The organism is Alcaligenes sp. GW821-FHT11D07 (assembly GCF_058808495.1).
Map to the genome: position 1 here is coordinate 326,534 of NZ_JBXART010000003.1, position 24,198 is coordinate 350,731.

20 protein-coding genes are annotated in these 24,198 nt (G+C 55.7%); 7 read left to right on the forward strand and 13 right to left on the reverse strand.

The window, feature by feature from the left end; translation table 11 throughout:
* Positions 1-129 precede the first annotated feature (129 nt).
* Together norR and AC1RSM_RS14535 are read left to right on the forward strand one after the other, a co-directional pair.
* Positions 130-1,671 carry a nitric oxide reductase transcriptional regulator NorR gene (gene norR, locus AC1RSM_RS14530; RefSeq protein ID WP_492933254.1) on the forward strand — a complete coding sequence of 514 codons (1,542 nt, stop codon included), beginning with the start codon at positions 130-132 and terminating at the stop codon, positions 1,669-1,671.
* Positions 1,664-2,365: a Crp/Fnr family transcriptional regulator gene (locus tag AC1RSM_RS14535; RefSeq protein ID WP_492933255.1), complete on the forward strand. Its 702-nt coding sequence runs from the start codon at positions 1,664-1,666 to the stop codon at positions 2,363-2,365. Before norR ends, AC1RSM_RS14535 begins: the two co-directional genes overlap by 8 nt.
* Here the strand turns inward: AC1RSM_RS14535 and AC1RSM_RS14540 are convergent.
* The 3 genes from AC1RSM_RS14540 to ispB form a co-directional block, all read right to left on the reverse strand.
* The gene (locus AC1RSM_RS14540; protein WP_492933256.1) at positions 2,362-3,165 is read right to left on the reverse strand and encodes a formylglycine-generating enzyme family protein; all 804 of its coding nucleotides are present in this window, start codon (positions 3,163-3,165) and stop codon (positions 2,362-2,364) included. The genes AC1RSM_RS14535 and AC1RSM_RS14540 overlap by 4 nt on opposite strands.
* 236 nt (positions 3,166-3,401) lie before the next feature.
* The gene (gltS, locus tag AC1RSM_RS14545) at positions 3,402-4,622 is read right to left on the reverse strand and encodes a sodium/glutamate symporter (RefSeq protein ID WP_492933257.1); all 1,221 of its coding nucleotides are present in this window, start codon (positions 4,620-4,622) and stop codon (positions 3,402-3,404) included.
* Between the two features lie 255 nt (positions 4,623-4,877).
* Positions 4,878-5,843 (reverse strand): octaprenyl diphosphate synthase, encoded by a 966-nt coding sequence (gene ispB, locus AC1RSM_RS14550; RefSeq protein WP_492933258.1) that lies wholly within the window; start codon positions 5,841-5,843, stop codon positions 4,878-4,880.
* Between the two features lie 173 nt (positions 5,844-6,016).
* On the opposite strand from ispB, the gene AC1RSM_RS14555 reads away from it, so the two are divergent.
* From AC1RSM_RS14555 to AC1RSM_RS14565, 3 genes are read left to right on the forward strand one after another with little or no spacing between them, the layout of a single operon-like run.
* Complete coding sequence (locus tag AC1RSM_RS14555; RefSeq protein ID WP_492933259.1) at positions 6,017-6,883, forward strand: ATP-binding protein; 867 nt, start codon at positions 6,017-6,019, stop codon at positions 6,881-6,883.
* Positions 6,876-7,877 (forward strand): Nudix family hydrolase, encoded by a 1,002-nt coding sequence (locus AC1RSM_RS14560; RefSeq protein ID WP_492933260.1) that lies wholly within the window; start codon positions 6,876-6,878, stop codon positions 7,875-7,877. Before AC1RSM_RS14555 ends, AC1RSM_RS14560 begins: the two co-directional genes overlap by 8 nt.
* Positions 7,874-8,599, forward strand: coding sequence for a spermine/spermidine synthase domain-containing protein (locus tag AC1RSM_RS14565; RefSeq protein ID WP_492933261.1), 726 nt, complete (start codon positions 7,874-7,876; stop codon positions 8,597-8,599). The genes AC1RSM_RS14560 and AC1RSM_RS14565 overlap by 4 nt, the downstream gene beginning before the upstream one ends.
* 59 nt (positions 8,600-8,658) lie before the next feature.
* Here the strand turns inward: AC1RSM_RS14565 and AC1RSM_RS14570 are convergent, their stop codons facing one another.
* From AC1RSM_RS14570 to coaE, 6 genes are all read right to left on the reverse strand, one after another.
* Positions 8,659-10,149, reverse strand: a complete 1,491-nt coding sequence (locus AC1RSM_RS14570; RefSeq protein WP_492933262.1) for an efflux transporter outer membrane subunit — start codon at positions 10,147-10,149, stop codon at positions 8,659-8,661.
* A gap of 6 nt (positions 10,150-10,155) precedes the next feature.
* The gene (locus AC1RSM_RS14575) at positions 10,156-13,260 is read right to left on the reverse strand and encodes an efflux RND transporter permease subunit (RefSeq protein ID WP_492933263.1); all 3,105 of its coding nucleotides are present in this window, start codon (positions 13,258-13,260) and stop codon (positions 10,156-10,158) included.
* Positions 13,257-16,340, reverse strand: a complete 3,084-nt coding sequence (locus tag AC1RSM_RS14580; RefSeq protein ID WP_492933264.1) for a multidrug efflux RND transporter permease subunit — start codon at positions 16,338-16,340, stop codon at positions 13,257-13,259. The genes AC1RSM_RS14575 and AC1RSM_RS14580 overlap by 4 nt, the downstream gene beginning before the upstream one ends.
* 3 nt (positions 16,341-16,343) lie before the next feature.
* On the reverse strand, positions 16,344-17,465 hold the full coding sequence (locus AC1RSM_RS14585) for an efflux RND transporter periplasmic adaptor subunit (RefSeq protein WP_492933265.1): 1,122 nt from the start codon (positions 17,463-17,465) through the stop codon (positions 16,344-16,346).
* A 370-nt stretch (positions 17,466-17,835) separates the two neighbouring features.
* Complete coding sequence (gene zapD / locus AC1RSM_RS14590) at positions 17,836-18,591, reverse strand: cell division protein ZapD (protein ID WP_492933266.1); 756 nt, start codon at positions 18,589-18,591, stop codon at positions 17,836-17,838.
* 49 nt (positions 18,592-18,640) lie between these two features.
* Positions 18,641-19,243: a dephospho-CoA kinase gene (gene coaE / locus AC1RSM_RS14595; RefSeq protein WP_492933267.1), complete on the reverse strand. Its 603-nt coding sequence runs from the start codon at positions 19,241-19,243 to the stop codon at positions 18,641-18,643.
* Between the two features lie 133 nt (positions 19,244-19,376).
* Here coaE and AC1RSM_RS14600 point away from each other — a divergent pair, with 133 nt between their 5' ends.
* Entirely contained in the window at positions 19,377-20,015 is a 639-nt protein-coding gene (locus AC1RSM_RS14600) for a hypothetical protein (RefSeq protein ID WP_492933268.1), read from the forward strand.
* 1 nt (position 20,016) lies between these two features.
* Here AC1RSM_RS14600 and AC1RSM_RS14605 read toward each other — a convergent pair whose 3' ends face one another.
* From AC1RSM_RS14605 to AC1RSM_RS14620, 4 genes are all read right to left on the reverse strand, one after another.
* The gene (locus tag AC1RSM_RS14605; protein WP_492933269.1) at positions 20,017-20,286 is read right to left on the reverse strand and encodes a response regulator transcription factor; all 270 of its coding nucleotides are present in this window, start codon (positions 20,284-20,286) and stop codon (positions 20,017-20,019) included.
* 422 nt (positions 20,287-20,708) lie between these two features.
* Positions 20,709-21,557, reverse strand: a complete 849-nt coding sequence (gene panC, locus AC1RSM_RS14610) for a pantoate--beta-alanine ligase (RefSeq protein WP_492933270.1) — start codon at positions 21,555-21,557, stop codon at positions 20,709-20,711.
* A gap of 11 nt (positions 21,558-21,568) precedes the next feature.
* Positions 21,569-22,438 (reverse strand): segregation and condensation protein A, encoded by an 870-nt coding sequence (locus tag AC1RSM_RS14615; protein WP_492933271.1) that lies wholly within the window; start codon positions 22,436-22,438, stop codon positions 21,569-21,571.
* Positions 22,439-22,456: 18 nt separating this feature from the next.
* The gene (locus AC1RSM_RS14620) at positions 22,457-22,648 is read right to left on the reverse strand and encodes a DUF3460 family protein (RefSeq protein WP_042486589.1); all 192 of its coding nucleotides are present in this window, start codon (positions 22,646-22,648) and stop codon (positions 22,457-22,459) included.
* 76 nt (positions 22,649-22,724) lie between these two features.
* On the opposite strand from AC1RSM_RS14620, the gene AC1RSM_RS14625 reads away from it, so the two are divergent.
* Positions 22,725-24,158, forward strand: coding sequence for a DHA2 family efflux MFS transporter permease subunit (locus AC1RSM_RS14625; protein ID WP_492933272.1), 1,434 nt, complete (start codon positions 22,725-22,727; stop codon positions 24,156-24,158).
* Positions 24,159-24,198: the final 40 nt, after the last annotated feature.

The window sequence follows — 24,198 nt, forward strand, 5'->3', positions numbered from 1 at the left end:
ATGACAAAACCTATAAAGCAAACACCGTGCCAAGTTCAAAATGGTATTAATCAACAGTTTGTTTCAGGCATAGGTATAAAATACCCTATTAAAATCGGGTACTTTTAACCATAAGGGTATTTTTCACCCATGCTAGATCTTCTGATTGCCGACCTTGCGACCGAGATTCCAGGCCCGTTACGCCTTCAGCGCATGGTGAAATTACTGGCCCGTCACTTTGGCTGTGATGCTGCCGGGCTGCTTAAGCGAGACGATACAGTGCTGCGCATTGTGGCCGCCAGTGGTCTGGGCAACGACACCTTGGGGCGTCACTTTGTGATTGCGGACCATCCCCGTCTGACCCGGATTTTGGGCTCAACCAAGCTGACTCGCTTTGAGCCCAACTGTGGCCTGCCCGACCCCTACGATGGTCTGCTGGATGACAAGTTGGGGCAGCCCTTGCCCGTACATGATTGCGTTGGGGTGACCTTGCACGTACAAGGGGCTCTGTGGGGAATACTTACGCTGGATGCGTTACGACCGGGCACCTTTTCAGCGTCCATGCTGGTAGAACTGAAACACTGGTGCCTGATTTTGGAAAGCGCGATCCGCCTGAGCGAACTGGAAGAAGAAAACCGCAGCCTGCGACTGCTTTCCACCCTGCCGCCGGATTATCTGTCACGCAGCAACTCGGCGGCCATCATCGGCAATAGCAAACCCTTGCTGGAAGTCATCCAGTTTCTGGACACTGTAGCTACCTCCGAGCTACCTGTACTGCTGCTGGGTGAGACCGGTGTCGGTAAGGAGTTGTTTGCGCAGCGCTTGCATCAACGCTCGCCGCGTCACAACAAACCGTTGATCTATGTAAACTGCGCCGCCCTGCCCGAGTCTCTGGCTGAAAGCGAACTGTTTGGCCACGTCAAAGGGGCCTTTTCCGGTGCCCATGAACACCGCGCAGGACGTATCGAAGCCGCGCAAGGCGGCACACTGTTTCTGGATGAAATCGGTGAGTTATCCTTGACCATTCAGGCCAAGCTGCTGCGTACCTTGCAAAACGGCGAGATCCAGCGCCTGGGGGCGGACCAGCCCATCAAACTGAATGTGCGCTTGGTGGCCGCCACGAACCGAGACCTGACACAGCAAATAGCCCAAGGCGGTTTTCGGGCTGATCTGTTCCACCGCTTGTCCGTCTTTCCCTTGACCATTCCCGCTTTGCGCGAGCGCCATCAAGATATCTTGTTGCTGGCAGGCCATTTTTTAGAAACGAACCGCTCTCGTTTGGGATTGCGCGGAATTCGCTTATCTCCTGACGCAGAAGCTGCTTTACTGACTTATCATTGGCCAGGTAATGTTCGCGAACTAGAACATTTAATCAGCCGTGCAACCATCCGCCTGCTGGTCGATACGCCAGATCGTAACCAAATATTTACACTTAGCGCCGATAATCTCAATTTGTTACCTTCAGCTCCCCGCCCGGTATCAACGGTCAGTGTGCCCGCACCGTCTTCCACACTGTCGTTGCGCCAATGCGTAGAACAGCTGCAAAGCCAGTTGATCCGCCAGGCACTGGATCAGAGCAAAGGTAACTGGAGCCAGGCTGCCAAGCAGCTCAGCATAGATCCCAGCAATCTGCACAAGCTGGCCAGCAAACTCGGGCTTAAAACCCGCTCAGAAAGCTTAAGTGATGACTGACATTTCCTACCCCTCCTTGTTAGCCAGCCTGCCCGTCTTCTCTGATCTGGATGCGGCAAGCATCAACGAATTGTGGAAAGAGGGGCGCCTGATGCACTATGACAAAGACAGCCAAGTCTTTCGCCAAGAGCAAAATAGCGATCATTTTTTCATTCTGCTGCAAGGCCTGATCAAAGTGGTACGCACCATGCCCAATGGGTCACAGTTGTTGGTGCGTTTCGCCTTGCCCGGTGATGTGATTGGTATTGCCCCGGCCCTGCGCCGCCGCAACTACCCCGCCACCGCCATCAGCGTCACCAGCAGTTCCGCCCTCGCCTGGCCGGAAAAATCCTGGGAAAGCCTGACCCAGCGTTTTCCTTGTTTGCTCAGCAGCGCGCAAGATACGGTGGCGCGTCGGCTTAGCGATGCAGATGATCGCTTGCTGGAAATTCATAGCCTGGAAGTGGAGCAGCGATTGGCCCACAGCCTGCTACGTTTGATTCGTCAGGTGGGGCAATTGGGTGAAGAAGGAACCTCTTTGAGTATTCCTGTGACCCGGCAAGATCTGGCTGATCTGGCCGGGACAACCTTATACACTGCCAGCCGCGTGGTCAGCAGTTGGGATCACCAGGGCCTGATACTGGCAGGCCGCAAGCAAATCACTATTGCTGATCTGGATAAATTTGCGCGGGCGGTGCTGGAGCGTGGCGCTTAATCCTCGGTCACCAGACGCAGGCCCAGATAACGCGGGGGCACGCCCACCGAACACGCCCCGGTTTTAGGGTCGCGAATAAAGTCCGGCATCACCGCAATATGCTCACCACCCAAGGTGCGCACACCGCAGTTTTCCAGCCGTGACTCAGCACGCGGCATACTGATGCGGTGCACCCGCACGTGGCAGGTATCCGTCCATTCGGCCACCTGCCCGCCTGCATCAAAGACGCCATAGGCGTTGGCCTGCCCTTGTCCCAAAGGCGCCAGCGGCACTTCCTGCTCCTGCTTACGGCGGTAGCTGTCCTGATATTCCTTTAACCACATTTCTGCCTGCTCGTTTTCGTCCAAATTTTGCTGGGCGGACTCGGGCACAGGCTGATCGGCGAAGTAACTCCATTCCAGATAAGTAGGCAGACGGAATTTCTTGCCGGTACGTTCGCTCAGCCAAGCGGCATAATCCTGCCCGTCCTGCCAACTGACACCCACCACCGGCATATTTTTGGCCTGCCCTCGTCCCACCGCGTCTGCGGGTTTGCAACGCTCGGCACGCACACATTGCTCGTACTCGTACTGACTGAGCAAATTCTTCATGACCCTCAAATTGGGTGAAGGGGCATACATCACGGTATCGGATGCCATCAAACGACCATCCAGCAAAAACTCCCCCGCCTCCATCACGTTACGAGCCGGACCGGCGACCTGAACTAACTCGGGCAAACCGACCTGGCTGGACGGCTCTCCGGCCGAACATCCGGCCAGAATGGCCACTAACAGCACTGATCCCACGACATGGCTTCGCATTGCATACTCCCTTGAGACAAACGCAATTGAAGCGCAGCTTGTGCCCAGCGTCCTTGCGCCAAGGCAAACACCCGTTAGAACAGGTCAATAAGATTCAAAGATCAAGGTGTGAGGAAAGCTCAAGCAAAGAAAAGCAGCCCAAAAAAATAACCCCCAGAGCAGGATAGGCATCCACGCTCTGGGGGTTGGACGGATAAGTCGGCGCTTTTACCTGCAAGCGCAGCACTGTCCGGTGTTTAGCTCAAGACTTTCAAGAAGCCAGTAATGATCACCGCATTGAAGAAGTCGATAAACAAAGAGCCGACCAGCGGAATGACAAAGAATGCTTTGCGTGATGGGCCGTTGTCCTCGGTAAAGGCTTGCATATTAGCCATGGCGTTGGGCGTAGCACCCATACCGAAACCACAATGCCCAGCCGACATCACAACCGCGTCATAGTCTTTACCCATGACTTTGAAGGTGACATAGGTGGCGAAAAAGAACATCAATACCGTCTGGGCAACAAGGATCAGCAAGAGTGGACCCGCTACGTCAGCCAATTGCCACAGCTTCATGATCATCAAGGACAGCACCAGGAAAAAGGCCAGCGAGACATTGCCGATAACCTCAAACTCTTTTTCAGGTAAGCGATAGCGACGCCAATCGATGACGTTGCGAATACCCGCGGCGATCAACATGGACCCCAGATACTCGGGCAGCACAATTTTGTAAGACGCCAGGAAATCAATAATGACGCTACCCGCACCAATGGCCACACACAGCAGCACCACGGCGTAAACGGGCATATCAAACCCACCATCCTGAATCTGAGTGGTTTCTTGCACTGTCGTCACCGGTGCGTCCTTGCCTTCATGTTGGCGGCGATGACGGCGATGGGGCTCGGGTCCGGTGATATTGTTCTTTCTCATCAGGCGCTTGCCCAAGGGGCCACCGATGACACAACCCATCACCAAGCCCCAGGTAGAGGCTGCAATAGCCGCTGGCAAAGCACCGACGGCCCCCGCTTTCTCCAGCAAGGGACCAAAAGCACCCGAGGTGCCGTGCCCACCTGTCATGGACACTGAACCGGCGGCTAGGCCCAGCAAGGGGTTGGCATCCAACAGCACTGCCAAAGACACACCCAGTATGTTCTGCAGCACAATCAAACCGACGGCACAGCCCAGGAACAAAGCAACAGCCACCCCACCCTTTTTCAGCAGCTCAAAACTGGCCGAAAAACCGATGGTGGTGAAAAAGGCCATCAAAAGGAAATGACGTATATCGTCGTTGAACTCGAAGGTAAATGTACCCGTTTGGTAGCCAATCAAGGCGATTAGCGAAAAGACCAGGCCCCCGATAATGGGGCTGGGGATAAAATAGCGGGCCAAGATAGCCACACGATTTTTGATGTACTCCCCGATCACTAAAAAGACCGCAGCGATCCCGACCGTCTGCGCAATATCGAGTTGAATGTTCATCTATCCGTGTTTCCTTATATCTTTTGGATAAGACAACGCCTCTGTCTGTTGCATGGCGCAGGTAAAAGCCACCTTTTTCAGAGCGCGTATCTAGCAGGTGCAAGCCAGTCTGAGGTGACCGCCACTTGCACGGAAATCATAGTAATGGGGTAGCAAAATAACATGAGCCGCTGCCAAAACACGCGAAAACACCCAACTTTCGGTTTCTAATTACAAAAAAACCCGCCGGATGGCGGGTTTGATTTTGTATGGCGCTTAACGATCTCGTTGTACCGAGAATGCGCACAGATCCAGCAAGACCTTTTTAAATTCACTGTCTGGTACAGAAGCCAGGGCTTCGACAGCCAATTGCGCTTCGGCTTGTGCAGCTTCACGGGTATAGGTCAGGGCATCAGTCTGTTCAATGGCCTGCGCAACAGCCGCAAAATCCGCATCACCCGTTTCAATGGCTGACTTGATCAGTTGGACTTGCTCCGGTGTACCCACCTCCATGACACGAATCAGAGGCATGGTTGGCTTGCCTTCACGCAGGTCGTCACCCACGTTTTTACCCAGTGCCTGGGCATCGCCGGTGTAATCCAGTACATCATCAACCAGCTGGAACGCCGTACCCAGGTGGCGACCGTAAGCGGCCATGGCCTCTTCCATTTCGGGGGAAGCTCCTGCCACGATTGCGCCTACCTGTGCGGCTGCCTCAAACAGCTTGGCTGTTTTGTAGCGCACCACTTGCAGGTAACGCTCCAGCGAAACGTCCGGATCGTGTACGTTCAGCAGTTGCAAGACCTCGCCTTCGGCAATCACGGTGGTGGCCGCCGACAGTACCGCCATGGCGGGCATGGAATTGGACTGCACCATCATTTCAAAGGAACGCGAATACAGATAGTCGCCAACCAGCACACTGGCCGCATTGCCGTAAACAGCGTTGGCCGTGTCACGACCACGGCGCATATCGGACTCGTCAACGACATCATCGTGCAACAAGGTGGCGGTATGGATGAACTCCACCACGCCAGCCAGCAGATGATGTGTGTTCCCCTGATAAGCCAGCGCGCGGGCTACCAGCAACAACAAGGCAGGCCGCATGCGCTTGCCACCTGCACTAACGATGTATTCGCCGATTGTGCGTATCAGCACCACTTCCGAATTCAAGCGCTCACGAATGACGACATCAAGAGCCTTCATGTCGTCGGCGATAGGATCAATCAGGGTGGACAGGTTCAAAACAGAATTCCGGACGAGTAAGGGAGGTGGCCAATGTCGGCCAATCGTAACTTGATGATTATACGATTTTGAATCGCTTTGGGCCTATTGTTACGCGTCATGCACAACAGGGATAGCAGAAAAAGATGCCAAATTAGCGATAATAAGCATTTAAACCTGAAACGGAGACTGTCTTGAATCCGCAAGACCTCAGTACCCTGATCGGCCGGGCCGAGCGTGTACTCGCTCAATTAGAAGCCTGGCTGCCCCCTGCCCCACCCCCTATCAACTGGGATGCTACCGCTTTTCGCTGGCGCACCAATGGCTCGCGCGGCTGGCTGGAAGGTGTTCAGCATGTGGCCAGCATCAACACAGAAGACCTGCACCACATCGAACGCCAAAAGGGCATTATTGAGCGCAATACTCGCCATTTCCTGGAGGGTAAACCGGCCAATAACGTCTTGATGACAGGCGCACGCGGCACCGGCAAAAGTTCGCTGGTCAAAGCCATGCTGTCCAAATTCTCTGACCAGGGCCTGCGCCTGATCGAAGTGGACAAGTCCGACCTGGGTGATCTGGGCAACATTATTGACCTGATCAGCACCCGCCCTGAACACTTCATCATCTTCAGCGACGACCTGTCCTTTGAAGAGGGCGAAGCCGGATATAAAGCACTAAAATCCGTGCTGGATGGCTCTTTGGCCTCCCCCGGCGACAATGTACTTATCTATGCCACGTCCAACCGACGTCACCTGATGCCCGAGTACATGAAAGAGAACCTGAGCGTCTCAACGGCGTCCGATGGGGAAATCCACCCTGGTGAAGCCGTGGAAGAAAAAGTGTCCCTGTCCGAGCGTTTTGGACTGTGGCTCTCGTTTTACCCCTTTAAACAAGACGACTATCTGGACATCGTGTATTACTGGCTGGGCGCCCTGGGCTGCCCCACAGAACACATTGAAAGTTCACGTAGAGAAGCCCTGCAATGGGCGCTGGAACGTGGCTCGCGCTCGGGCCGGGTAGCACGTCAATTTGCTAGAGACTGGACCGCTAGACATGTCTAAACCCACGCTGGAAGTGGCCGTTGGCGTTTTACTGAACCAACACGGCCAAGTGCTACTGGGAAAACGCCCAGCCGATAAACCCTGGCCAGGCTGGTGGGAACTGCCAGGTGGCAAGATTGAGGCGGGTGAAAGCGTCATACAGGCGCTGGTACGGGAACTGCGCGAAGAACTCGGCATTGAAACCACCCATGCACACTCCTGGGTCACCTATACACACGAATACCCCAAAAATTTCGTCAAGCTCTACTTCTGCCTGGTGCGAGAATGGGAAGGCGAACCGCAATGCCTGGAAGGCCAAGAACTTGCCTGGGTAAATCCGGCGGGCCCTTTGGAAGTAGGCCCTGTACTGCCTGCTACGGAGCCACCGCTGAAATGGCTGCAACTACCCGAACGCTACCTGATTACCCAAATCGAAGAGCCGGCGCGCTTACCCGCCTATCTGGCCCAACTGGAACATGCCCTGCAACAAGGCCCGGCATTGGTTCAGTTCCGAGAGCCAGCCTGGGCAGCCCGGCCCGAAGCCGAATTTCATCTGCACCAAGCCTTTTTGCAAGTGGTCAACCTGTGCCAGCGCTATCAAGCCCGCTGCCTGGTAAACAGCCTGCATCCTGAAAGCTGGTGGGACCACGCCGATGGCGTGCATTTGCGAGCCAGTGACGCGCTGGCCCTGTCTGAAAAGTGTCACGACACCCTGACCACTGTCCCGCCCATCAGCAAAGGCCTGATCGGCATGTCCACCCACACAGAAAACGACATTGAAGTCGCCCGCAAAATTCAAGCGGACTTTCTGGTGCTGGGCCATGTCCTGGAAACCCCTTCCCATCCCGGCGATCCCGGAATGGGCTGGGCCCGCTTTGCCAGCCTGGCTGAACAAGCCAGCCTGCCCGTCTTTGCCATTGGCGGCCAATCGGCACGCACTCTGGCCGACGCGCGCGAGCATGGCGCTCACGGTATCGCGGGTATCCGCAATATGCTGGACAGCGACCCGGCATGACGCCCCACGTCACCATTTCGGAACACGATGGCGTACGCTACCTGCACCTGGGCTCGCCCTGGGTGCAGGGGGCTATGCGCCTGGACGCTCCCGACCAGCTTGAGCTGCATTACATCCGGCAAATGATGATCTGGACCCTGTTCCAGAGTGAACCCCGCCGCATTGCCCAATTAGGGTTGGGGGCAGGCAGTCTGACCCGGTTTTGCCACCAGCATTTCCCCCAGACTCGCATCGACGCGGTAGAAATCAATCCGGAGGTGGTGCGAGCCAGCCGCCTGCTGTTCAATTTGCCGCCCGACGATGAACGCCTGAGCGTGCACACGGTAGATGCGCTGGATTATCTGGATGCTGTAGATGGCGCACTGGATGTGCTGCAAATTGATGTGTATTCGGACCAGGCCGAACACCCTGCCCTGGAAAGCCTGAGTTTTTATCAGGCCTGCCGCAAAGCCCTAGGCCCACAAGGCCTGTTGACCGTTAACCTGCTGGGCTCTGAACTGGTCCATGCACGTAATCTGCATGCGCTGCAAGATAGCTTCGCAGCGGTCGTCTGGCTTCCAGAAACGCACGATGGCAATCTCGTGGCCTTAGCGTTTGTGGAACCGCCGCAAATTGATTTTGAAGAGCTTTACGAACGCGCCGACCAAATCCAGGCCACGCTAGGACTAGCCGACGGTGAAGAATGGGTGGATGGACTGTACGCGTGGATGGATCAGGACTGAGCCTCGAACCCGGCTGCTCGATACATAAAGCAGCGGGCCACGCTCAGTCAGTCCTGATATCACGGCCCTGCCGGGCTTGGCTGGGCTGTGCTGGATGCTGTACCTGCCCCCGCTACCTCTTCCGGGCTCAAGTCAGTTTGCGCGTTCCAGCCGCCGCCTAAAGCCACCATCAGTTTGACAGCAGCACGCAAGCGCTGCGACTCCAGTTCCAGCGCCTGACGCTCTGCCGACAAGGCGCTGGCCTGAGTTTGCGCCAGACTTAAAAAGTCCACCAAACCCGCATCGAACTGATTGCGCGTCAGCTGCAAGGATTCTCGCGCTGCCGCCAAGGCTCGTGCCTGGCTGGCCTGCTCCTGCTCCAGGCCATAACGCTCAGACAGCGCATCCTCTACTTCTTTCAGGGCATCCAGCACGGTTTGTCGATAAGCAGCCAACTGCTCATCGTAGCTAGCCTGTGCCTGCTCGACCTGAGCACGGCGCGCGCCAAAGTCCAGCAAGGTCAAGGCAAAGGCGGGGCCTAAAGACCACACACGCGCAGGGGCAGTCAGCCACTCACTTAAATCCGTACTGCTGAAGCCACCGCTGGCCTTCAGACTCAAGCTAGGGAACCAGGCCGCTTTGGCCACGCCAATCTGCGCATTCGCCTGCGCCATACGACGCTCTGCCCGCGCCACATCCGGACGACGTTCAAGCAGGCTGGACGGCAAACCCACCGGTATATCTGGGGCTACAGGCCAAGGCGCATACTGCACCACCTCAAACTGGGACGGCGCACGTCCTACCAGCACCGCCATAGCGTGTTGATAAGATGCTTTTTCACGATTCAGTGCCAGACGCTGAGTGCGCGCCCCTTCCAACTGGCTCAAGGCCGCCGCCACATCACCCGGAGCAGAAAAACCGGCATCCAAACGATTCTGATTAATCTGCAAAGAACGCTCATAGGCGGCAATCGTCTGGTCCAATACCCGCTCACTGGACTCCACACTGCGGTACTGCAAATAGGTTTGTGCCAACTGCGATTGCAAGCTTAAACGAGTCGCCGCCATATCAGCCGCACTGGCCTGCAAGCCTGCATCACCCGCTTCTACCTGGCGGCGAATCCGCCCCCACAAGTCCACTTCCCAATTCACGGTGATGCTGGCGTCGTAGGCACTGCTGCTTTGGCTGGTATCACCGGAGCCACTGCCACGCCGTGTCGTGCCTACGGAACTGCCCACCTGCGGGAACTGAGTTGCACGGGTGCCGGACAGCGTTGCCTGTGCCTGTCGTACCCGAGCCTGCGCCTGTTGCAGCGTAAAGTTCTGCTCGTTCAGGTTCTGCATCAAGGTGTTCAAGACGCCATCATTCAGGCTTTCCCACCAGGGGCCTCGATCCTGCAAATCCGCCGGCTCTGCCGGTTTCCAGGCAGTGGGGCGAACCTCTTCCCGAAAGTGCTCGCCAAGCGGCGCATCGGGCCGTTGATAATCAGGGCCGACAGCACATGCGGACAAGGCCAGCACCATCCCTGCCAGTGCAAAGCGCGGAAAAATCATGGTGTTAGAAGTAGGCATATCGGCTTATGTATTCAAGGTTTTCCGGTTTCTGCGATTCATGAAACGGTGTCGCAAACGATCCAGATAAAGATAAACCACCGGCGTGGTGTACAAGGTCAGGATTTGGCTAAGTACCAAACCACCCACAATGGTGACCCCCAGGGGCTGGCGCATTTCCACTCCGGGCCCGGAAGCCATAATCAGGGGAATGGCACCAAAAATCGCAGACAAGGTCGTCATCATGATGGGACGAAAGCGCACCAGGCAGGCCTCATAAATCGCCTCACGTGAATCCATGCCGCGTTCGCGTTCCATCTGCAGGGCATAGTCCACCATCATGATGGCGTTTTTCTTGACGATACCAATCAAGAGAAACACTCCAATCATGGCGATCAGGTTGAATTCGCCACTGGTCATCATCAAGGCCAATAATGCGCCAATCCCGGCAGACGGCAAGGTGGACAAGATGGTAAGCGGGTGCATATAGCTTTCGTACAGCATCCCCAACACGATATACAGGGCGACCAAAGCCGCCAGGAACATCATGGGCTGCTTGGCCAAGGCATCGAGCATCTGCGCCGTATTACCTTCAAAGCCAGCCTGAATTTCACGGGTTGGCAGTTGAATGCGTGCCATTGCCTGCTCAATTGCCTCTGTTGCCTGACTGAGCGTCACCCCTTCCGCCAAGCTGAAGGAAACCGATTCCGCCACCAACAAGCCCATATGGTTAATGCTGCGTGGCGCTGTGCCTGTACTAAAGCGCGTAAAGGCTGACAAGGGCACTCGTGTGCCATCGCGAGCGACGACCTCGATCTCCTTCAAGGACTCCAGATCCTGAGCAAAGCGTGGCTCCACCTCCATCACCACGTAATACTGATTCAGACGACCAAAAATCGTCGAAACCTGACGCTGTGAAAAGGAGTTGTTCAGCGTACCCGCCACCATGGACATATCAATACCCAGGCGGGTAGCCAGGTCACGGTCAATTTCCAGCTGCACTAAACCGGCCTTATCGTCCGTGCCTGTATCCACGTCCACCAGCTCCGGCAGTTCCGCCATGGCTTGCTGCACTTTGGGCAGCCAGGTTTTCAGCAGCTCAAGATCGCTGCCCAACAAGGAGTAATCGTAAGAACCACTACGGCCCCCACCACCGCTACCCACCGGGATGTCTTGCTGCGGCACCATAAACATGCGCGCACCTGGCGTGGTCGACAAAGGATCTCGCAGACGATTGACGATATCCACCGTACTGGCCTTGCGCTCATCCAAAGGCTTGAGTTCCACCAGAATGAAAGACGAAGTACTGCCACTCCGCCCACCTGCAAACACGGCAACTGAACGAATATCCGGGTCCTGATTCAAGATGGCACGGAAGTGTTCCAGCTTGGGCACCATCGACTGAAACGAAGTCCCCCTGTCTACCCGGAAAAAGCCCATTAACTGGCCGGTATCCTGCTGCGGGAACAGCCCTTTGGGCACCACGGTGTACAGGTAAACATTCAACCCAATGGTGGCGAACAGGGAAAACAGCATCAAACGGTGATGCTTCAAGGCCCACTGCAAGGATGTCCGATATCCCTCCCAGCTGACACGGCCAATCCAGCCCAGAAAACGGCTGACAGGATGCGAGGATTCTTTTTCTTGCGGACCAGGACGCAGCAAACGAGCCGACATCATGGGCGTCAGCATCAAAGAGATCACCAGCGACACCAGCACAGCTGTACACAGGGTGACGGCAAACTCCATGAACAAGCGCCCTGCCAGCCCGCCGATCAACCACAAGGGGATGAATACGGCAACCAGCGACAGGCTCATGGCAGTGACGGTAAAACCTACTTCGCGTGTGCCGCGCAAGGCCGCCCGCATCGGTGACAAGCCTTTTTCCAAATAACGCATGATGCTCTCCAGCACCACAATGGCGTCATCCACTACAAAGCCAGTCGCCACAATCAAGGCCATCAAAGAAATGGTGTTTAGCGTAAAGCCAAACAAATGCATGAAGGCAAACGTGCTGATCAGTGAAGCAGGCACAGCAATGGCCGGAATCAGGGCCGCTCGCCAATTACGCAAGAACAGCAAGACCACCAGAACCACCAAGGCCACCGCAATGATCAAGGTCAGCTGGGCTTCTTCCAAGGTGGCGCGAATGCTGGGGGTGCGGTCCTGTGCCACCGTCAATTGCGCCTGGCTAGGCAGCATTTCTTCAATATCGGGCAGGCGCTCTCGTATGGTGTTAACCGTTTCGATAATGTTGGCACCCGCCTGACGGCGCACAATCAGCAGTACCGCTTCCTGATCATTCCAATAGCCCAGGCTGTGGATGTTCTCTACCGAGTCTTCAACTTTGGCCACATCCCCCAAACGGATCACCTGCCCGTTCTGGTTCTTGAGCACCAAAGGATCAAAAAAACGGGCCTGGTTATATTGCTTGCCCGAATTGATCTGCCACTGCCCCTGCTCACTTTCCAGATAACCGTTAGGCCGCAAGCTATTGGCGTTATTAATTACCGAGCGCACATCATCCAGAGCAATGCCGGCCGATGCTAAGGCTTTGGGATTCAGCCCCACTCGCACCGCCGGTAAAGAACCACCACCCACATCCACCGACCCGACACCGGGAATCTGTGCCAGTTTTTGCTGCACAATGCCGCTGGCCATATCAAATAACTGGGCCTTATTCGCCGTTTGCGAGGTCAGCGCCAGCACCATGATGGGCATGGAGGACGGGTTTACCTTTTCATAGGTAGGCACACTGGACATGCCCGAAGGCAACATGGGCCGGGCTTGATTGATGGCCGCCTGCACATCACGCGCCGCCCCTTCAATATCCCGGTCCAACTCAAAAACCAGCATGATTTGAGAAGAGCCTTCGCTACTGCGCGAGCTCATCTCCGACACACCGGCAATTGAACCCAAAGCCTGTTCCAAAGGCGTGGCCACGCTGGAGGCCATCGTTTCAGGGCTGGCACCGGGCAAATTGGCCGAGATCGCAATCACCGGAAAGTCCATTTCCGGCAAAGAGGCGACAGGCAAAAGCCGCAGCGCCAAGGCCCCTACCAGAACCATGGCCAGCGCCAGCAGGCTGGAGCCCACTGGCCGGAAGATGAACAGCGCTAACAAACGTCTCATGACTGCTCGCGCACCGACGGGTTACCACGACGGGTGAAGCGATCAAAGAACAGGTAGATGACCGGCGTGGTGAACAAAGTCAGCACCTGACTGGCCAGCAGGCCGCCCACCATTACCAAGCCCAGGGGCTGGCGCAGCTCGGCACCGGAACCTGTAGCCAGCATCAGCGGTATGGCACTGAACAGCGCCGCCAAGGTGGTCATCAAAATCGGACGGAATCGCAGCAGGGCCGCTTGATGGATAGCATCGCGCGGGCTCATGCCCTGTTCTCGCTGCGCTTCCAGCGCGAAGTCGATCATCATGATGGCGTTCTTTTTCACAATGCCAATCAACAAGATGATGCCGATGACACCCACCATATCCAGGTCCCTTCCGGCCAGCAGCAAGGCCACCAAGGCCCCAATGGCAGCCGATGGCAAGGTCGACAAGATAGTGATGGGGTGGATATAGCTCTCGTACAGCACGCCCAGCACGATGTACATGGTCACGATCGCGGCCAGCATCAGCCACAGAGTGCTGGACAAAGAAGCATGAAACGCTTTGGCTGCCCCCAAATAACGCGTATCCACCGACGAGGGCATCCCTATCTCAGCCGGCACGGTTTCAATCGCTTCGATAGCATCGGACAAGGAATAACCGTCTGCCAAGTCAAAAGACACATTCACTGAAGGAAACTGCCCAAGTCGCTCCACCGACAAGGTGGTAGGCACCAGTTGGATACGCGCCAAAGACGTAATGGGCACCGGCGTTCCAGCCGCAGTCATCACATGGATATTTTCCAGATCCTGCGGACCTTGGCGGTACTGATCTTGTACTTCCAGCACTACACGGTACTGCGCAGACTGCGTGTAAATAGTGGAGATCAAACGCTGGCCAAACGCATCGTAAAGAGCATCGTCGATATTGGCTTTGGTGACGCCCACACGGGCAGCGGCATCACGGTCAATATCCAGCAGCACTTGCAAGCCATCGTTTTGCAGGCTCATGGACGCTTCTTTTATCTGCGGCAAGGCGTTTACCGCTTCCAGCCAACGCGGCATCCAGGTCACCAACACATCGGTCTCAGGATCGGACAAGGCCATCTGGTACACATTGCGGCTGATCTGATCGTCCACCGTCAGCTCTTGAATGGACTGCTGATAGACCGACAGGCTGGGAATCTCTTTCAGCCGTTCATCCAGCCGGTCCATGATTTCTTTGGCCGTCGCACGGGAACCGATGGGCTTCAGCGCTATCTGCAGGCGGCCATTATTCAAGGTGGCATTGGTGCCATCGACGCCAATAAAAGAGGTAACGGTTTCGACATCAGGATCTTCCAGCACAATGGCCACAGCCTGTTGCTGCAGATTTCCCATCGCCCGAAACGAAGCTGTCTGCGGACCTTGAGTAATTACCTGAATCAAGCCGGTATCTTGCTGCGGGAAAAAGCCTTTGGGGACTATCACGTACAACAGGCCGGTCAGCACCACGGTGCCCAGCGCCACCCACAAGGTCAGCGTCTGGTGGCGCAGCACCACGATCAGGCCGCGATCATAAGCGGCAATGATGCGGTCCATCTGATCGCCCAACCAGGTGGTGAAGCGGCCATACTGGCGCTCGTTCTCGGGCTTGAGCATACGCGCGCACATCATGGGGGTGAGCGTCAGCGAGATAAACAAGGAAAGCAAAATCGCCACTGCCAGCGTGATGGCAAATTCGCGGAACAGGCGGCCAATGACATCGCTCATGAACAGCAGCGGAATCAGCACAGCAATCAGAGAGATGGTCAGCGACAAAAGCGTAAAGCCAATTTGCGCCGCCCCTTTCAGGGAAGCCTGCAAGGCCGTCTCGCCTTTCTCGATGTAGCGAGCGATGTTTTCAATCATCACAATCGCATCGTCAACCACAAAGCCGGTTGCCACCGTCAAGGCCATCAACGTCAGGTTATTAATGCTGAAACCCCACATCAGCATGATGGCAAAGGTGGCGATCAAGGAAATAGGCACCACTACGCTTGGAATCAGTGTGGCTGTCCAGGTACGCAGGAACACAAAGGTCACCAGCACCACCAGCACAATGGCCAGCGTCATTTCCTTTTGCACGTGGCTGACCGAATCACGGATAGTCTGGGTCCGGTCTGTGGCAACTGCCACATCCACGCCCACCGGCAGGGATCGGCGAATTTCTGGGAGCAGACTTTGAATCTGGTCCACGACATCAATCACGTTAGCGCCGGGCTGACGCTGAATATTGAGCAGGATCGCCGGTACGGTCCCCATCCAGGCGGCTTGGCGCACATCCTGCGCATCCCGCACAACCTTGGCCAATTCGCCCAGGCGCACGGCGGCGCCATCTTTGTAGCTGACGATCAGGTTTTCGTAATCTTGCACCGACTTCAGTTGCTCATTGGCACTGATGCTGGTGGAGCGCTGCGGCCCGTCCAAATTCCCCTTGGGCTGATTCACGTTGGCCGCAACCACTGCCTGACGTACGTGGCTTAAGGTCAGATTACGCACCGCCAGCGCATTGGGGTCAGCCTGAATGCGCACGGCAGGCTCTTGCCCCCCCGCAATACTGACCAGACCCACACCCGTGACTTGAGACAACTTTTGCGCCACGCGCACGTCAATCAAGTCGCGCACCTCGTGCAAAGGCATATTGGGGGAAGTGACAGCCAGCGAGATCACCGGCGTGTCGGCCGGATTGACCTTGTTATAGATAGGCGGTGCGGGCAAATCATTGGGCAGCATCGTGGAGGCCGCGTTAATAGCCGCCTGCACTTCTTGCTCGGCCACATCCAGCGGCAAACCCAGATCAAACTGCAGCGTGATACGCGATGCCCCACCCGAACTGGACGAAATCATCTGTGACAGCCCCGACATACTGCCAAAGCGCCGCTCCAGCGGCGAGGTAATCAAGGCAGCCACCACATCCGGGCTGGCCCCCGGATACAAGGTGACAACCTGAATGGTGGGATAGTCCACCTGCGGCAAAGCAGCGACCGGCAACATGCGGTAAGCCAGCAAACCGGACACCAGCAAGGCTACCATCGCCAGGGTGGTAGCCACCGGGCGCAGAATGAAAAGGCGGGACATGCTCACGGCTTACTCGCTTGCAGGACGTGGACGGCGACCCTCACCCGCGCGCTTGCTCTGCTCCGGTTTGGCAGCATCTGGCTGGGCCTGTTTTTCCTGGGCCTGACCGTCCTGCTGCATCACCTCGACTTCCGAGCCTTCACGCAAACGGTCAGTGCCTTCAACCACAACACGATCGCCCTCTTTCAGGCCCGTTTTAATCAGCGTCAATTCCAAGGTGGCCGTACCCAGCTCCACAACCTGAATATGCACCTTGTTCTCGGCATCCAGCGTGTACACGTAGGTGCCTACCGAACCGCGCTGTACCGCATGCGATGGGATCAACAACCCTTTTTCCTGCCCCAAGAACACGCGTGAATTCACAAACTGATTGGCAAACAAAGTTTCGTCCGCATTATCGAACTCAGCTTTCACTTTCAACGTGCCGGTATTGATATCAATCTGATTATCCAGGGCTTGCAAACGGCCTTTGTCAGACAAAAGCTGGCCTTTGCTGTCAATCAGGGACACCCGTAGCGAACCCTCGTTTTGCTTCATGGCTTCCAGCAAGCTACTGAGCTGGTTTTGCGGCAAGGAGAATTCGGCAGCAATAGGATCGATCTGGGTAAGGATCACAATGCCGTCCGTATTGCCTGCCGACACCAGGTTGCCCTGGTCCAGCTTGCGCAAGCCCAGCCGCCCGTCCAGCGGTGCGGTGATGCGTGTACGATCCAGCTGCACCTGAGCCCGAGCGACTTCTGCCTGATTGGATTTGATCTGTGCCTGCAACTGCTGCACAGCGGTTTCCTTGGTTTCCAAAGCCTGACGGGCAATGGAGTTTTGCTGGAACAGCACACGGTGACGCTGCAGCTCTTGCTGCGCACCTTTCAGTTGTGCCTGATTTTGAGCCAGTTGCCCACGCGCTTGATCCAGCTGCACCTGATAGGTACGCGGATCAATCTCGGCCAGCAAATCACCCGCTTTGACGCGTTGCCCATCCTTGAAGTAGATGCGCTGCAAAACGCCATCGACTTCACCACGAATGGCCACCGTCTGCAGGGGCTTAACAGTGGCAATGGCATTCAGGGTTTGATCGATCAAACCGTGTTGCACCGTGGCTACCTGGACCGGTACTTTAGTAGAACCCATCATGCCGCGTGGCCCGCGCATCGGGCTGACAGACTGAGAGGAGCTAGACAGGGCGTAATAAACAAGGCCTGCTGTCAGCAGCAGCCCTACTATCACCCAGACATAGAAAGATCGGGACCGCCGACCCCTGCCTGCGTTCAACTCCGACATGAATACTCCCCGGCTAAAACTTGATTGTCTCTATACAAGGTCTAAAGAAGCGTTTAAGCACTACCTATCGCGACCGTGCCACGCATTATGCAAGCAAAATGAGGTGGCTGATGGCATCAAACGATAAAGAAATGCATGGGCTGGCAAATTAGCAGCACACGCTAGACCAAGCTGGCTCAGCAAGTATAAAAGCGCCTGTCTGAACCTTATATGAACAGCGTTTTCAGCCGAAGTTACAACGTGCCAGCCGAAAGGGAATATCTACGGTCACGGCCTGCGGTTTCAATTGATTGTCTTGCTGCACAAAGCGTATCCAGATTACGTAGCGGTTCGCGCTCATTTCCGGATAAATGCATGCACCGGCATCCACCCACACACGCAGCAACTGGAAGGTTTTGCCTGCCAGCATTTCCTGATAGGAACCATCGCGAGCGACTTGATCGGCTGAGTCGCCAGACTGACGCAGCAAACGCAAAATCAATGCCAGCCCCTGATACAAAGGCAAGAAAGACTCGGACCAACGACGCAAATCCTGAACACGTTCGGTGTCGGGCCGTTGCTGCCAGGAGTAATAAGAAGGCATATCCACTTGAGAGGTGCCGCCCGGCACGGCCACGCGGCCGCGCAAACTGGCCAGCCACTCGTTTTCCCGCAAACCCTGTCCTACCCGCCCCTGGGCAGACAAGTCCGCAGCGGCCTGGACAATCTGGTCAATCATTTTGTCCAGCGCCTGTAACTGCACACCGGGGTGCTCGCGCAGCGCGGCCAATGCCACGCGCTGGCGCTCCAGGTCCTGCAAAACAGCAGAACGCAAATCGGTACGATCCGCGATGTCCAGCAGATCAAATAAGGTCGCTACAGCAATCTGATGCGAGTACGCATCCTGGTTGGCTGAAAAATGGAACAGCCTATCGAACAAGTATTCGACTCTCAGTAAAGCCCGGACACGCTCATTGCATGGGTATTCGTATAGAGTCACGCGTTTAAAAACCTTTATTTGTCGGCTGGGGGTCAAACACGTCGCGCTGTCAGGCGGTCAAGGCACACCAGTTCTGGTGCACGAGCCGCGCTCGTTCTTCCAACAAGGGCAAAGTGGTCTGTCCATCGTTCAGAACAATATCGTCCGCTACCGCCAGGCGCTGCTGACGTTGGGCCTGCGCGGCCATAATACGTTCAATTGTGGCCACTGCCAGCCCGTTACGCTGTTGAACACGCGCAATCTGGGTCGCTTCATCACAATCCACAACGCAAATGCGGTCAACGCGGTCGCGCCATCGTCCTGACTCCACCAGCAAGGGTACAACCACAACAAGATAACATCCTTGCGCTTTCAAGGTCTGTGCTTTTGTTACGGTCCAAATCAGGGGATGAATGATCGCTTCCAGACGATGGCGAGCCTTGGGATCTTCAAACACACAGGTACGCATCCAGTCCCTGTCCATGGAGCCATCAGGCGCCAAAGCATCAGCTCCAAACTCCTGGCGTATAGGCTCGATCGCCAGACCACCGGGTGCCGTCAATTCATGAGCGATTACATCCGTGTCCACCACGGCCGCCCCCCAGGAGGCGAAAAAATCGGCCACCTTACTTTTGCCCGACCCAATTCCACCCGTCAGCCCAATCGTCAGCATGCGCAATCCACTGATAAAAAACAAAACTGTAACGTACCCGCGCCAATCCTCCTACCCTGGGATAGACCTGATACTGTCCGGCCACCCTCTGTCTAGCGTAGAATTCAGCTATCACTGTCCACGGAAGCCCGCCATGTCTTTCACCAAGATTTCCCCTTTGCGCTCTCTTACTCTGCTTTCGGTCGTTTTGCTGGCAGCTTGTGCCCAGGCCCCCGTACAGCAAGCCCCCAACGAGGGCCGTGACTCCACCCAAAAAGATGCTCTGCGCCAAGCACAAGGCAGCGGTACCACCCGCGCCCCTTCGCAAATCAATCTAGGCTTTGGCAACAAGGAAGGCCTGCACCCGCTGACACCAGCGCGCGCCGACCAAGCCGCCGCCCAGGCTGATCGCAGCGTGGCAGAACTGGCAGAGCCCAAGACTTTCCTGGGCACCTTGTCCTGCCCGCCCCAAGGCGGTGCTTGTGAGCCCTACAAAATCAGCGTCACGCTGGCCCCGGCGGGTCAATGGCGTTTGCGCGCCAGCCCCTTGGGCACAGGTGAAGAGCATCGCATGAGTGGCTGCTGGGTTCCTATCGGCACCCAACCCACCCGCATCGCTTTATTGGCCAGCAACGATTCGACACTTGCTGACCTGAGCTTTGTGAACAACAATGTTTTGCGTATTCACTCCTTTAACCAGCAGCGCCCCACGCTGGAGAGCCACCTGACACGTCAAGCCGACATTGACCCTGTCAGTGAGCTGGACAGCCAGCCCATGCCGGCTTGCCGCTAGGCTAAGGCAGCCCGCCCACCAAAATGGGCGGCAGCACATCCCGCAAACCTGGCTCGCTGAACACAAAGCGAGTCAGTTCAACCGCATTGCGTACGCGTAGTTTCTGAAATACACGTGCCCGGTGCGCCTCCACCGTACGCTGGGAAATCTCCAATTCAGCCGCGATAACCTTGTTCGCTTTCCCAATAGCGATGTAGGACAGCACGTCGCGCTCACGCGGGGTTAGGCTTTCAAAAAGCACAGAGGCGGGAAGGTGACCATTCAATACCATGTCAGTCTCGTATATCTGTACCAGGCGAACAGGCCGCCTGCGATGTGAAGAGTTAACCATAGACAGAGTTTGTCATTTTAGGCAGGGAATGCGCGACTGTTAACTTAGGCAGGATGTTTTTGTCACGGGACTAATATAGATAGCCTCTTTTTGGAATGCTGATAAACGGCTATTTTCATGCGCTTATTGATCATCCGAAGAACTGGTTTTTAATATTTGAAATCAGCCTTAGCCTATGTCAAAAACCTCATACCTAGATCGCAGGGCTACAGCTGAAGTCTGAACTACCCGCGTGATCATCTGCAAAGAATGCCTTAGCAGGCACGGCGCACTCCTCCCTGCACCCACTATTCACGCTGATCTGTAGGCATAAAAAAAGCACAGTAAAAACTGTGCTTTTTTCACGCATGCTCACCAGAAAATCAGGCTTTAACCATTTCCAGGTTATCGATCAAACGGGTCGCACCCAATTTAGCGGCTGCCAGGGCCACCAGCGGCTCTCCAGCCTGAACCTGCTCCTCTGTGGGCTCCAGTAAATCAGACTGACGGCGCAAAGCCATATAGTCCACTTTCCAGCCCAGATCCGTCATCTTCTTGGTCGCGTATGCCTCGATTTCCTCGCGGCTCTGACCTTGTTGCAAGCGTTCGTTCATCTCTTGCAGGGCATAGTAAATCTGCGGTGCCTGAGCACGCTCTTCAGGGCTCAAGTAGCGATTCCGCGAAGACATGGCCAAGCCATCGGCTTCCCGCACTGTCTCATGAGCCAGAACTTCTACTGGCAGCTGAAACTGGCGCACCATTTGACGCACCACCATCAGTTGCTGATAGTCCTTTTTCCCGAACACGGCCACTCGTGGTTGCACACAGGAAAACAGCTTGAGCACAACCGTACACACGCCCTCAAAGAAATCCGGGCGGAAGTGACCTTCCAGAATACGGCCCAGGTGATCGGGCGGGCTGACACGGAAATTCTGCGGCTCTGGGTACATCTCGCGCTCGGAAGGAGCAAACAAGACATACACGTCACGCTCTTGTTCCATCTTCTGTGCGTCGTCCTGCAAGGTGCGCGGGTAACGATCAAAGTCCTCGTTAGGCCCGAACTGCAAACGATTCACAAAAATACTGGCTACCACCGGATCGCCATGCTGGCGAGCCATTTTCATCAAGTCCAGGTGGGCTCGATGCAAATTCCCCATAGTAGGTACAAATGCCACGCGTGTCTGGCCTTGGAGCTGATCGCGCAGTTCTTGGATGTTATGGACGACTTTCAAAAAATTCTCCGCTACGGAATAAGATCAGGCCCATCGGCCTGCGCTCGAATATAAGTCAGGCGTAGATAAATAGGAGCGTAGGGCTCGGCCTGAGTAATTTCAAGCAGTGACTCTCGTGCCAATTCCAGCATCGCCAGAAAATGCACGACAAGCACCGCCGCCGGATCACCGTGATCCAGCCGTTCACTGAACAACTCCGTGAACTCCATAAAGCGCACATTTTGCAAACGCCGCAAAATCTGGCTCATGTGATCGCGTACCGACAACTGCTCGCGCGTAATCTTGTGGCTGGCATTTAACTTGGCCCGCCTCAAAATTCCCAACCAGGCCTGACGCAAGTCATCTGCGTTGACCTCGGGCGGGATAGCTTCGATCACTAATTCAGCCTGAGCATTGGCCAGCAGGTAATCGCGTCCCTGCAAGGGCAGTTCGTCCAGACGACGCGCACCTTCCTTCATGCGCTCGTACTCCAGCAGACGGCGCACCAACTCGGCACGTGGATCGTCAACCTCCTCGCCTGTATCTGCACGACGCACCGGCAAGAGCATACGAGACTTGATCTCGATCAGCAGTGCGGCCATCAGCAAATACTCGCCTGCCAGCTCCAGATTGCTGGTACGGATCTGTTCCACATACGCCAGATACTGCCCTGTAACCTGGGCCATCGGAATGTCCAGGACATTGAAGTTTTGCTTTCGGATCAGGTACAGCAATAAATCCAGCGGGCCTTCAAAGGCATCCAGAAAAACTTCCAGGGCATCGGGCGGAATATACAGATCCTGAGGGATCGCAAACAAAGGCTCGCCATAAAGACGCGCCCGCACATCCTCGGGTTGAGGATCGGGCGCCTCTACGACAGGCGGCTGTGCGATCTCACTCACAGGCTCAGGTGCACAGATTTAGTTGTTTTCGTAGTACACGTAAGGTTTTTGAGGCGTACGAGCAGCCTTGTAACCGTCTTGCAGTTCCTGATCGATCTGCTTGTCCCACAGGCGATAGCGGCCTTCGCGCTGCCGTGCCTCGGTATCTGCATTCTGATCTTTATACTGTTTAAGAAACTGGGTAATTTCGGATTCGAAATTCTTTGCCATAATACCTGTACGCCTAAATAAATTGGATAACAGAAAAGTTTGAGTTTACTGCACCGCACACCAGAGAGTTCGCCGCATGGCATCTGAACAGACCCAAGCCGCCACTACGGCGACCCTGTCCCCTCAAGAGCGTCGAGCCATACGCATTATTCCCTACATCGTAGGGTGTGCATTGTTCATGCAAATGCTGGACTCTACCGTGGTTGCCACTGCCCTGCCCACGATGGCGATGTCACTGGATACCAGCGTCATACGCATGAATACCGTCATTACCAGCTATTTGCTGGCAGTGGCCGTCTTCGTTCCTATCAGTGGATGGGCTGCAGACCGTTTTGGCGCGCGCAAGGTGTTCCTGGCCGCCATTCTACTCTTTACCGCCAGTTCTGTTGCATGTGCCCTGTCTCAGACCCTGCCACAACTGGTGATAGCGCGGGTAATACAAGGCATGGCCGGGGCCATGATGGTGCCCGTGGGCCGCATTATCTTACTGCGGCGGGTCCCCAAAGATCAGCTTTTAAGCGCGATGGCAGTGCTGACACTGCCCGCTTTGCTGGGCCCCATCATCGGCCCGCCCGTAGGTGGTTTTTTAGTCACTTACGCCAGTTGGCACTGGATTTTCCTGATCAACATTCCCGTGGGCATTCTGGGCATCGCCCTGGTGCTGCGCTACATCCGCGAGGACTATCCCAGCACACGCCCTCCGCTGGATTGGCTGGGCTTTCTGCTAAGCGCGATTTGTCTGGCTACTTTAGTTACCAGTTTTGAGAACGTAGGCCACGGCACACTTAGCTGGTCAACCTTAGGCTGGCTGACCTTATCCGGTGTCATCGCCGGCCTGTGGTATGTATGGCATGCCCGCCAGGTGGTCTATCCCATTATTGACCTGTCTTTGCTGCGCACCAAAACCTTTGCCATTTCTGTCCTGGGCGGCAATCTGTGCCGCTTTTCGCTAGGTGCTGCGCCTTTCCTTTTGGCGATCATGCTGCAGACCAACTTCGGCATGAGTGCTCTGGCGGCGGGCCTGATCACATTCACAGGCGCCATCGGTGCCTTGGGCATGAAACTGATGGCCCCGCCCATCATCCGGCGCTACGGTTTTCGCAAGGTGCTGGTCGTCAACGCGTGGCTGACAGGTATATTCATTGCCTTGTGCGCCCTGTTCCAGGCCACCACTCCCTTGTGGGTGATGATTGCCGTGCTGACCGCTGGCGGCTTTTTTCGCTCCCTGCAATTTACAGCAGTGAATGCCCTGACCTATGCCGACCTGGAATCTGAAGCCATGAGCCAAGCCAGCAGTTTTGCCGCAATGGCTCAGCAATTGGCGATCAGTCTAGGCGTGGCATGTGCGGCTGTAACTCTGAACGTGAGCATGGCCATGCGCGGAGCCAGCAGCGTGGAAACGCAAGACACGATTTGGGCCTTTTTGATTTTGGGTGCGATTACGGCGGTGTCCAGCTTGTCTTTTGCGCGATTGTCAGTGACTGATGGCGAGGCCCTGCAAAAGAAGTAGGCGTTCATTCCTAATCATTGCAAAGCCTCAACCAAACTGC